This window comes from Oceanobacillus sp. MO10714A, from assembly GCF_037072045.1.
GTDB lineage: Bacteria > Bacillota > Bacilli > Bacillales > Amphibacillaceae > Oceanobacillus > Oceanobacillus indicireducens.
On the sequence record NZ_JAXHDC010000070.1, the window covers coordinates 1 to 10,934 of the forward strand.

Sequence of the window (10,934 nt, forward strand, 5' to 3'; positions counted from 1 at the left end):
CAAATTTGTCATTCATTATCTTTAAAGCATATTCTCCAATATCAAATTCTTCGGGGTAGTAATTTTTAATTTCCCAATAGACTCGGTTAGTGATATTAATACCTTTATTATATCTCTCAACCGCAAAATTTAAATGGTCCATTAAAGTGAAATAGATACTCGAATTTAACTTTGTGTTCAATTTTTTCTCAGCATGGTTGACTATTTGCTGAGTCAAGTCTATAAATAGAGGTGGAATGGCATCCAATAACCCAAGAAACTCTTTCACTTTGGTATTTTCGATTGGTATGAACATTTGGTCAGCTTGGTGTTCCTTAATGATATTACCTGATTTTTGCCCATAACCAATCCCTTTACCAAGTAAAATATGTTCCTTTTCATGTTCGTTTTCTGCCAGGACTACGCTTGAATTTAAAACTTTTTTAATTTTAAACACCGTATACCTCTCCTATATACGAATTGGTCTTTTACTCCAGATCTTCTCCATTGCTTTCAATTACTTTTTTATACCAGTAGAAGGAATCTTTTCGGCTTCGATTAAGTGTACCGTTTCCTTCATCATCTTGGTCTACATAAATATATCCGTATCTTTTAGACATTTGATTTGTAGAAACACTGATTAAGTCTATCGGCCCCCAACTGAGATACCCGAAGAGATCTACCCCTTCTTCAACGGCCTCCTTCATTTGTTTAAAGTGCTCCCTTAAATAATTAATACGGTAGTCATCATGGATAGACCCATCATTTTCTACTTTATCAACTGCGCCCATTCCATTTTCTACTATGAGGAGAGACTTCTTATAACGATCATATAATTCGATTAATGAAATCTTTAAGCCAATCGGATCAATCTGCCATCCCCAATCTGTTGAAGGCAAATAAGGATTTTTTGCCCCTGTTATAGTATTAGCCGAAGTTCTCTTTAGCTCTTCATTTGCAGATTCAGTTAATGACATATAGTAGCTGAAAGAAACAAAATCAACCGTATGTTTTCGTAGGATATCCCGATCTTCCGGTCCCATTTTAATATAAATATTTTTCCGCTCAAACATTTTTTCTATCATCTTTGGATATTCCCCGAAGACTTGGACATCTGAACTAAAATAATTAATTAAATTCTTTTTGAGACTAAGTTCCACAGATGTACTCCATACCAATTTTAATTAATAGATACAATAATCCAAAGTGGTATAATTATCGCTGCTTACTTAAAAAAGGTGATAAACTGCAGTACTTACAATCATGCTGCAAGTACTGCAGTTTTAATTTAACATCTAATCATTTTTTAGTTCATCAACTAATTTAACAAGACTAGGATCATCAATATAGTTTTCAATGGAAATGATTGTTTTATCATTGTGAGCCATTCGCGCTCTGTATAATAAATCCTTATGAACAACAATTATATCTGAATCCTGCGGGGCGTCTTCTATTCTATAATGTTTAAGGCAATATCGGCTTTCTTGAGTCTTTTTCTGAAAGTCGTTGCACCCAAGGCGCTACTACCGGCCCCTGCATCGCAAACAAATGAGATTTTGTTAATTTTCTTGTCAGAGATATTGTCAGTATCGTTATGATTAACATTGCCTAGAACTTGTTTGCCTTCAGATTTCATAGATTTTGACCTTTCAATTGAACCCTCAAGGTCCTCTTCATCTTCACCTTTTTTATCAAATTTCAATATAAGAGATGTAATGATGAAAGAAACAACAGCAGCAACGAGTACACCTAGAATGATCCCTAAGAAATTACCCCTTGGTGTTAATGCAAGATAAGAAAAGATAGAACCCGGACTAGGTCCTGCCACTAGACCTGCATCAAATAAACTGAAAACTGCAATTCCTGACATACTACCAGCAATCATGTTTCTCCAGTATGTCGCACTCCAGAATATTGTCACAAGCCGAGAGCAAGAGATTGACGGAACGGCATCCGATACGAGGAATCCACAATTTAGTTTAAAAGCAATATCCTCATGGAGGCGTTTAATCAGATCTTTAAACATTTTCTCTTTTTCCATTTACATCAAATAACCCACTTCTCCATAATACTCAAAAAGCAGCACAACGAAAGAAACTAAAAACGCTGTGCCGCTATTTCAAAAAACTTCCTACACATTAGCAGTATTATACAACATAATACTTATTTCAAACCTACCCCTAATTCACCCTTCTTGCAAAATCCACAAATCGGAACTTATCTGGTCGGTGCCTGGACTCTGTGAATTGAAATAGGCTTGTATCCTCTAAATGGACCTGACTTCGGATGACAACCACATTTGTGAAGCCTTCTAAGTCTAAGAGTTCGTAGTCTTCTTTTGTTGGTGTTTCAACCACAATTTCTTTCTTTGCAAAACCGATGACAAAATTTAATTTGTTCTCAATATAGTCATAGATCGAAGTCTGGCAAATTTCCTTCGATAACATCGGCACGTATTTTTCATTGAAATAATCTTTATCGAGTATAACTCTCTCCCCGTCGATTTCCCGGGTACGAATAACATTCCAAATCGATTCCGTCGAGTCAGTCTTTAAAAATTTAGCCGTTTGATCCTCCGGTTTCAGACGCTCAAGGGTGTGCACGTTGGTTCTGCTGTTTAATTTTAATTTCTCCGTCAGTTCGGAATAACTTTGAATTCCGGAAACTGGGAAGGAAAATTTATTTCGATCAATCACAACGGATCCTTTTCCTTGGATTTTCTGAATATAGCCATTTTGTGATAAAAGATCCAGTGACTTACGAATGGTTTCACGGGACGTTTCATATTCTGCAGATAACTCATTTTCCGACGGCAACAGGTCTCCAATCGCCCATCCATTTTCCTCGATTTTCCTAACCAAATCGTTGTATATCATTAAATATTTCTTCAGCAATGTTCATCACTTCCAATAATAAACAATCGACTCATATGGTCGTAATTGTAATCGTTCCAGGTTTAGCGGAGAATCCTCATAGTTGGATAGTAAAACTTCCGGGACGCCTTTAGCCTTTTCCAACTGCAAATCAACGGTCGCGTCTTTCCCGTAGAAATTACTGACAACAAGGATTCTTTCTCCATTCCAATCTCTTGTATAGGCAAAAATTTGCGGGTCTTTATCCAATAGAAGTTGGTAATCCCCATTTGTAAGACAATCGTACTTTTTCCTTAACGCGATCAATTTCTGATAATGATAAAAAATAGACGACGGATCTTCCAGCGCATTTTCTGTATTAATTTCTGGATAATTATCCGCTACATCTATCCAAGGAGTGCCAGTTGTAAAACCTGCCTGTTCTCTTGCCGACCATTGCATTGGTGTTCGTCCATTATCACGGGATTTTTGCTGCAGAATACCGATGATTTCTTCTTCTGTTTTTCCTTCTTTTTGTAAGTTTTTATACGCATTTAGTGACTCGACATCGCGGTATTCTTCAATCTTAGAAAAATTGGGGTTTGTCATACCGATTTCTTCCCCTTGATAAATATACGGCGTACCTTTCATCATATGAAGGGTTGTTGCAAGCATTTTAGCGGATTCTTTATGGTATTTTACGTCGTCACCAAAACGGGAAACGGAGCGTGGTTGATCATGGTTGCATATGAACAGGGCATTCCAGCCGCCCCCTTCATGCATACCAACTTGCCAATCGGAGAGGATTTGTTTTAACTCCAAAAAGTCGAACGGCGCTTTTGTCCATTTCTCCCCATTCAGATAATCGACTTTTAAATGATGGAACTGGAAAGTCATGGATAATTCCTCACGTTTCGGCTGCGTGTAAAGTAAGCAGCTTTCCAAATTCGTTGATGACATTTCTCCTACTGTGAGCATATCATACTTCGAGAAAACGTTCCGGTTCATGGCATGCAAATACTCATGGACTCTCGGACCGTCCGTATAAAATCTGCGTCCGTCACCGATATGATCATCTGGAAAATCTTGATGTTTGGAAATAAGGTTAATAACATCCAAACGGAAGCCATCAATCCCCTTCTCTGCCCAAAAGCGCATCATCTCAAAAATCTTCTCACGTAAACCTTCATTTTCCCAGTTTAAATCAGCCTGTGTCACGTCGAATAAATGCAAATAATATTGCTCTGTTTTTTCATCCCATTCCCATGACGGACCACCGAATTTGGACTGCCAATTATTCGGAAGTCCACCGTTTTCTCCGTCCTCCCAAATATAGAAGTTGCGGAACGGATTATCCTTTGATGAAGCCGCCTGTTGAAACCACTCATGTTCTGTCGAGGTATGGTTCACAACGAGATCCATAATCAGTTTCATATCGCGCTGATGTGTCTCTGAAAGTAATTCCTCGAAATCTTCCATCGTCCCATAGGAAGGATCGATCGCATAATAATCACTAATATCATAGCCGTTGTCGTTTTGAGGGGATTTATAAACTGGAGTCAGCCAAATGATGTCCGCCCCAAGCTTTTTAATATAGTCCAGCTTGCGGGTAATACCTTGGATGTCTCCGGTTCCCGTCCCTGTTGTATCATAAAAGCTTTTCGGATAAATTTGATATACTGTGGATCTTTTCCACCATGCCTCACTCATGTTGAAGACCCCTTTCCTGTTGTTTTTTAGGTGAAAATTGAAAAGTCATCGGTAACATGAAGACTGCCTAAGCAATCCCCTTGTTCCCGAAGCCTCTTAATGTTAAAACGTTTCGAACACGAATAATCTCATCACAATTCTATTTTTTTAGTTTCCGTTTTGCAATAACAAGTGTAATGATAAATGGAACAATAATAACGATTAGCATGCCAAGGAAAAATGTACCCATGCTATTTGCGATGGATAAGAAAGCCGGGATACCTCCGACACCAACTGAAGAAGCTTGTACACCTCCAACCGTGATGAAAGCACCTGCAATGGCCGTTCCGATTATAGCTGCAATGAACGGATAACGATACTGTAAATTAACACCGAACATGGCTGGTTCTGTCACACCTAACCAAGCGGAAATTCCGGAAGTACCTGCTAATCCTTTCAGTTTTTCATTTTTTGCTGCTAAGAACATTGCAAAAACGGCGGATCCTTGAGCGATATTAGATAGTGCTAGAATTGGCCACAGGAAGGTCGTTCCCGTACTTCCAATCAATTGTAAGTCAACCGCAAGAAAAGTGTGGTGCATTCCCGTAATAACAAGCGGTGCATACACTGCCCCATAGATGAGACCGCCAAGCAATGGTGCAGCATCAAATATAGCTATTAATCCGGATGTAATCCAGTTACCAATCGTAAACGTAACCGGCCCGATAATAATAAAAGATAAGAAACCTGTTAGAAGCAGGGCGATTGGTGCAACGACTAATAATTGCAATGAATCAATGACGCGCTTCTTCAACCATTTTTCAATGCTTGCTAGAACCCATGCAGCAACGAGAACAGGCAGTACTTGTCCTTGATACCCCATCATATTCACGTCTAACCCAAATAAGTTCCATGTTGGTGCTTCACCTTTCGCAGCAGCGATGGCATAATCACTCGCGGGCATTAATGCTGGATGAACGAGAATCAACCCGAGAACAATACCTAATAATGGATTACCTCCAAACCGCTTCACTGCAGACCAGCCGATCAAAGCTGGCAAGAACGTAAATGCTGTAACAGCGATAACGTTAATCATATCTGCCAAACCAGCCCAGGAAGGAAACATCTCAATAATCGATTGATCGGTGAAAATCGGATTGACTAAAATGTTATTTAACCCAAGCAACAAACCAGCAGTTACAATCGCTGGCAAAATCGGAATAAAAATATCTGCCAACACTTTAATGCCGCGCTGTAACGGATTGAGCTTCTTCCCACTGGCAGCCTTCACTTCTTCTTTGGATGCTTCTTTTAAGCCGGTTTCTCGGATCATGGCTTGGAATACCTTATCAACGGTCCCTTGCCCAATTACGATTTGATATTGACCATTTGTTGAAAAAGTTCCTTTGACAATATCTAAATCTTCAAGTGCTTCTTTGTCTACCACATCTTCATTATCTAGGGCAAAACGCAATCTTGTTACACAGTGGGTTGCAGCATGAATGTTTTCTAGCCCCCCTACTGCTTTAACAATTTCTTTTGCCGTTTCCTTGTATTCCGGATCCTGTTTCGTTCCATCTATCGGTTCAACGGTATTTACATTTGTTTCACTTGCACCTTGTAGTGTAAGCTCCAGTAAGTTGGATTCTCCCGCAATAACCGTGCTGTCACTCGTTTTCCCGTAACTCTTCACCAAATCTCCAGTCGTGATGATAATCGGTGTAATATGGCTTGCTGCTCTTTCTTTTATTAGCTGCAAATCAAATGTAATCAAGGGATCGCCAACTTTTACCTGCTCTCCTTGTTCAACATGTACTTCAAAACCTTCCCCATCCAGGTGAACTGTTTCCAAACCTACATGAATCAGCAATTCAATTCCAGATTTTGTTTTTAAACCAATCGCATGTTTTGTTGGAAAAGTGACGACTACTTCTCCGTTTACTGGAGAAACAACTTTACCATCTGTCGGTTCAATTGCCAGCCCATCTCCCATCATTTTTCCAGAAAATGTCGGGTCCGGAACATTTGCAAGCGGTGTAACTTTTCCACTTAGTGGTGCAATAATGATTTCTTTTTCATTCCCCTGTAAAGCCATTGTTATTCACTCCTATTCATATCTCTATTATTCTATTTACCCAATGCTCGCAACACTAACCCCCTAACAATAGTGAGGTGAAGGCGATATAAGATGTTCCGCTATAACGAATGCCGGAGAGTACTTGTATATACATGTAACATCTATCTATAGTTTAACTTGTATATACAGGCTTCGCAAGTGCTTACTATTGGAATTTAATGGGGTGCTCCCCATATAATTATTCTACTCGCTTTGCTTGGCTTTAAAGCTAAATTTTTTCATTTCCTCCACATAAAAAGCCCTCTCCCCATCAAAAATGAGAGAAGGGCAAAGATGTATTATATGCCAATACGCTTAACTCATCTTTAGAATACACAGGTATTCTTCTGAAATTAGCACCATACAAAAAATTGCTGGTTGCTGAGGCTTCAAAGGGTCAGTCCCTCCACCTCTCTCGATAAGATTTTTAATTCTTTCTAAATAATTCTTTAACTGGAAGTGACCATTGAGGTAGGTCTATTGCTTCGAAAGTAACAAATCCATTATTTACTTCTAGCACAATCTCCCCATCATCCTCACTGTTATCAATTAAAATCAAGTTATCAATTATATATGCGTATTCATAAAGATGTTTAAACGAGGTCTTATTCCTTCTGATAATATCTTCAGTTGGAATGTGATGACCACCGTTCTTTACTCTCATTGCGACCCTTTCAATGTTTTGCTGGACATCACCTAGCGCAATATAAAACATCGTTATTTCATATCCCATTTCTTTAGCTTTTTGCATTTGTTTAATGGCATTTTTCCCAGCTAGGGTTGTTTCAATTGAAAACTCTTTACCTTCGTCAATATACTTATTTACAGATCTAATGACTTCCTTACCGGCAGAAAATCTGTTTCTCTCGGGATTCTCAGGGTCAATTCGTCGAGCGATAGCGTCTGGATCAATATTGATATCAACCCCAATTTTATCAATAATTAAGCTGCGCAACGTACTTTTACCACTTCCGTTATTGCCCGCAAATACAAAGAATATTGGTTTGTGGCTATGCATTAATCTTCACCGTCACTGTTTAACGGAACAATATCACCATCAGGGAATTCCTTTACAAGTTTTCCGTCTCTTTCATATACGATATATGTGTTATTAGCTTTTGCATCAATTCTAGCCCGTTCACCGGTCATTTTAGCCCATTTGCTTAACCATTCATATTTTCTTTTAGGTTCATTGCTTTGTTCTAACATTAATAGCACCACCTTTATATAAATTATATCAGATTAACGAATAAGTTAATAATTTAGTTGAAATGCAGGGGGGATTGATGTTTTGATTAAAGGGGATTAAAGTTATTATCAGTTTCGGTCTCCTTCTATTCAATATTGGGGTAGACACCAATTCCCTAAGAAATAGGGGTTACTCCTGAGGAATTAAATAAACAAGAAATGGAACGTTTTTTAGTTCAATAAATATAAAGGAAGAGAGCCTATGTTTTATAATATGCTCTCTTTTTCTTATGGTACCCAATTAGAAAGTTTGGGTATGCGTGCAATTCTTAAAATAGAGATTGCACCCACCATTGATTCATCAATCCATATCATCCGTCATATCAAAAACACCCATTCGAAAACAGAAAACCTTCGTTACTCATCAATATTTTTCCTACTTCATCCCAGGAAAAGGCTTTATCATCAATGACCAAAACTGGAATATCCCAACTATTTTCACTGCTTTCTATTCTGCCTACCAACAAATCTCCACGCATCGTTTGATAATACTGCCCATTTGGAAATGTCCCCTCTTTTATATAGATAGCTTCCAGCGCACGTTCCACTTTTTTCACCAATCTTTCAAACAACAAATGCTGGTCACAATCTAATTCGTTATCCACTTCAAATTTATAGCCGTATTCATTATCTTCTGCAGTTCCATACGAATCTCCATCGGATGCAACTTTTTTCTATATTGATATGTCGTAACTCTCCCTCTTGATCAGGAATAGATATGGATGCGGGAGTGTCTTTCAAACTGACTCCCAACTTTTTTGCAAGTCTTTCATTATAACAATTCCAACAAAGCAATTCTGTGTTCCATTATAGAGGTTGTTCAAAAAGTCCGGTGAAAAGGACACTTCACAAAAGAGGAGGTTCTACTACAACCGTCCACGTCCTGTGGACAACGTAGAACTCACCACCTCCTGTGGAAGCTCGTTGGCTCATTTTTTCGCTCCTCATGTACCTACGAGTGTACATTCCGGTGCCGAGAGCTTCGCCGCCTCGAACTTCGGGCGCACAGGACGTACTAGTGTCGATGTTGCAACAGGACGTTTCAGTCTTAACCGACCTCGGTCTTTTTCATCCTCCTTGTTGAACACACACTTATATATGAAAATAAATGGAATAATGGACTTTAATTGCATAAAATAATATGAACACTCGTTCTTGATAATGGTAAAAATATTGTTTATCCTGTATATAGGATAAACAAAAGAAAGATATATTTTATTGTATACTAGTTTTAATTTGATGGTAACACTAGATGTTACATGTGCGTCGATAGAACAGGATTAAAGACTTCTAAAATGAGGAGAAAAACCAATGACGGAAAAAGGAATCGAATTAATTCTTAATGAACTGAAATCTGTGAACGAGAGAATTACAGCGATGGAAACGATAATGGAGTCTATGGAAGCGAAGATGGCAACAAAAGAGGATATTAAATCTTTGGAACGGAAAATTAAGAGCGTTTCAGACCAAGTCATAGAGAATGCTGAGGGAATAACAGATATTCGGAATAAGCTGAAGAAGTTAGATCTTACAGTTGACGTTCTTTCTAGACGTTCAATTGATCAGGAAGCGGAACTGAAAAGAATTAAATAAGTTATTATCTCATTTTATTTTACGACCGCTAACTACTGTCCACATGGCCCATCAATGAGCCAGAATGAGTTTCCACTACAATCCATTTTTTCTAACAGCAGTTCATTTTTTAGAATAGAGCGCTATGCCAATCAAAATAAGCTCTACTCCATATCCAATAAAGTAGAGCTTTACTCATTTATTAATAACTTTGAGAAAGTCCCGCCTGAGTAGTTGACAAAAATTGCATATGCCTAAATAATATAGAAGCAAAATAGAAGAGGCAACAAAGATAATAGTTGGTAATACTTGAAAAGCAAAAACAAATCCGATATGTTCCCCTTCAAACACTCCGCCAAATAAAAGTTTATACGAGCGACTGAGGAATCAATCATTTTTCCAAAACTCCCATTCTCCTTCCCCCAATCAATTAACTTATTTTAAGTACCGAATACTAGATTATTGGATCAGCCCTCAAGGCAATATCGGAATACCGATTAGAAAGATTCAAGAAACCAAAAAAGAAGCACCTCCCCAAATCTTGTATAATGGTAATAGACCAATAAAACCATAAAAAGACTGAAGGAGTGCTTATTATGACCATTATACGACAACCAAGCTTATTTGGCATCCAAGAATTATACTCATATCTACCTTTGTTTTAAATACATCGAATTCCTTAAAAATACGTAAACGGTCAAATACCTCAGCATCTAACCCAGACCAACTATAAACAACTATTTAGAATTAGCCCTCTCCACAATCTCGATTACATCTTCTAGACTAATCTCAGACATGGAACTTATTCGATAATCAACCTCACAGAAATCCATCGCTTCTGTTACTTCATTTGGTACGATGACGCATGACATTCCAGCACTTTTTGCAGCTAATGAACCATTTGCTGAATCCTCAAAGACTAAACATTCTTGTACATCTAATTGCAGGCATTTTGCCGCTTCTAAATATAATGAAGGGTCAGGTTTGACTGTTTCAACATCATCTGAAGTTTTAATGCAGTGAAAATAGTCGAATAAATTTAGATTTTTTAGGTGAGTAGATACCCAGTCGTAGTTTGAACTTGAGGCTAAACCTATTTTTAAGCCAAGCTCGTTTGCTGATTGTAAGTAATTCTCCACACCCGCTCTCGCTTTTTCTGTAGACAATTTAGCATGTAATTTTTCTTCAAATGTATCTTGTAGAGCATTATGATCTAATTTTAGTTTAAGTTGTTTTTCTAAATAAACATATGGTGAAAAATCGGTTTGAGTACCGATTTGCTCTTGCCATTTCGTAAGTGGCAATGTGCTGCCATGTTCAATAAATATATCATTTAATACATTGTAATGATGGGTTTCAGTATCAAAAATCAATCCGTCAAAATCAAATATTATACCTTTTATCATACATAACCCCTCTCATTTTGTAACTCTATTATAATTTCAAGCTATTCTCAAAGCAACATGCTTTTTAATGCG

At 37.9% G+C, this 10,934-nt stretch carries 10 protein-coding genes, 3 pseudogenes and 1 riboswitch; of the genes and pseudogenes, 1 reads left to right on the forward strand and 12 read right to left on the reverse strand.

Features of this window, described 5'->3' with window-relative positions:
* From SPD53_RS18615 to SPD53_RS19980, 11 genes and pseudogenes are all read right to left on the reverse strand, one after another.
* The coding region (locus tag SPD53_RS18615; RefSeq protein ID WP_336253443.1) for a PRD domain-containing protein at positions 1-436 on the reverse strand (436 nt) is incomplete at its 3' end.
* Between the two features lie 31 nt (positions 437-467).
* Positions 468-1,139: pseudogene (locus SPD53_RS18620) on the reverse strand (family 1 glycosylhydrolase); the annotation flags it as partial.
* A 290-nt stretch (positions 1,140-1,429) separates the two neighbouring features.
* Complete coding sequence (locus tag SPD53_RS18625) at positions 1,430-2,020, reverse strand: hypothetical protein (protein ID WP_336253447.1); 591 nt, start codon at positions 2,018-2,020, stop codon at positions 1,430-1,432.
* A 139-nt stretch (positions 2,021-2,159) separates the two neighbouring features.
* Positions 2,160-2,873: a trehalose operon repressor gene (gene treR / locus SPD53_RS18630; protein ID WP_336253444.1), complete on the reverse strand. Its 714-nt coding sequence runs from the start codon at positions 2,871-2,873 to the stop codon at positions 2,160-2,162.
* A 6-nt stretch (positions 2,874-2,879) separates the two neighbouring features.
* Positions 2,880-4,541, reverse strand: a complete 1,662-nt coding sequence (gene treC, locus SPD53_RS18635) for an alpha,alpha-phosphotrehalase (protein ID WP_336253445.1) — start codon at positions 4,539-4,541, stop codon at positions 2,880-2,882.
* A gap of 139 nt (positions 4,542-4,680) precedes the next feature.
* Positions 4,681-6,615, reverse strand: a complete 1,935-nt coding sequence (gene treP / locus SPD53_RS18640; protein WP_336253446.1) for a PTS system trehalose-specific EIIBC component — start codon at positions 6,613-6,615, stop codon at positions 4,681-4,683.
* Positions 6,616-6,953: 338 nt separating this feature from the next.
* Positions 6,954-7,061: riboswitch (SAM riboswitch) on the reverse strand.
* A gap of 2 nt (positions 7,062-7,063) precedes the next feature.
* The gene (locus SPD53_RS18645; protein WP_188859761.1) at positions 7,064-7,654 is read right to left on the reverse strand and encodes a zeta toxin family protein; all 591 of its coding nucleotides are present in this window, start codon (positions 7,652-7,654) and stop codon (positions 7,064-7,066) included.
* On the reverse strand, positions 7,654-7,845 hold the full coding sequence (locus SPD53_RS18650) for a hypothetical protein (protein ID WP_188859763.1): 192 nt from the start codon (positions 7,843-7,845) through the stop codon (positions 7,654-7,656). Before SPD53_RS18650 ends, SPD53_RS18645 begins: the two co-directional genes overlap by 1 nt.
* 362 nt (positions 7,846-8,207) lie before the next feature.
* Positions 8,208-8,441, reverse strand: coding sequence for a DUF7713 domain-containing protein (locus SPD53_RS18655; protein ID WP_442946242.1), 234 nt, complete (start codon positions 8,439-8,441; stop codon positions 8,208-8,210).
* Positions 8,430-8,534 (reverse strand): annotated as a pseudogene (locus tag SPD53_RS19975) (DUF7686 domain-containing protein); the annotation flags it as partial. The pseudogene SPD53_RS19975 and the gene SPD53_RS18655, both read right to left, overlap by 12 nt.
* A pseudogene (locus SPD53_RS19980) lies at positions 8,512-8,685 on the reverse strand (hypothetical protein); the annotation flags it as partial. The pseudogenes SPD53_RS19975 and SPD53_RS19980, both read right to left, overlap by 23 nt.
* 510 nt (positions 8,686-9,195) lie before the next feature.
* Here SPD53_RS19980 and SPD53_RS18660 point away from each other — a divergent pair.
* A complete protein-coding gene (locus SPD53_RS18660) occupies positions 9,196-9,477 on the forward strand; it encodes a hypothetical protein (RefSeq protein ID WP_188859767.1) in 282 nt (93 codons plus the stop codon).
* A 716-nt stretch (positions 9,478-10,193) separates the two neighbouring features.
* On the opposite strand, the gene SPD53_RS18665 is transcribed toward SPD53_RS18660, so the two are convergent.
* On the reverse strand, positions 10,194-10,862 hold the full coding sequence (locus SPD53_RS18665) for an HAD family hydrolase (protein WP_188859769.1): 669 nt from the start codon (positions 10,860-10,862) through the stop codon (positions 10,194-10,196).
* Positions 10,863-10,934: the final 72 nt, after the last annotated feature.

Coding starts and splice junctions, on each gene's coding strand:
- SPD53_RS18645 (WP_188859761.1), bottom strand. CDS start 7,654: ATGCATAGCCACAAACCAATATTCTTTGTATTTGCGGGCAATAACGGA.
- treP (WP_336253446.1), bottom strand. CDS start 6,615: ATGGCTTTACAGGGGAATGAAAAAGAAATCATTATTGCACCACTAAGT.
- SPD53_RS18650 (WP_188859763.1), bottom strand. CDS start 7,845: ATGTTAGAACAAAGCAATGAACCTAAAAGAAAATATGAATGGTTAAGC.
- treC (WP_336253445.1), bottom strand. CDS start 4,541: ATGAGTGAGGCATGGTGGAAAAGATCCACAGTATATCAAATTTATCCG.
- SPD53_RS18625 (WP_336253447.1), bottom strand. CDS start 2,020: ATGGAAAAAGAGAAAATGTTTAAAGATCTGATTAAACGCCTCCATGAG.
- SPD53_RS18660 (WP_188859767.1), top strand. CDS start 9,196: ATGACGGAAAAAGGAATCGAATTAATTCTTAATGAACTGAAATCTGTG.
- SPD53_RS18665 (WP_188859769.1), bottom strand. CDS start 10,862: ATGATAAAAGGTATAATATTTGATTTTGACGGATTGATTTTTGATACT.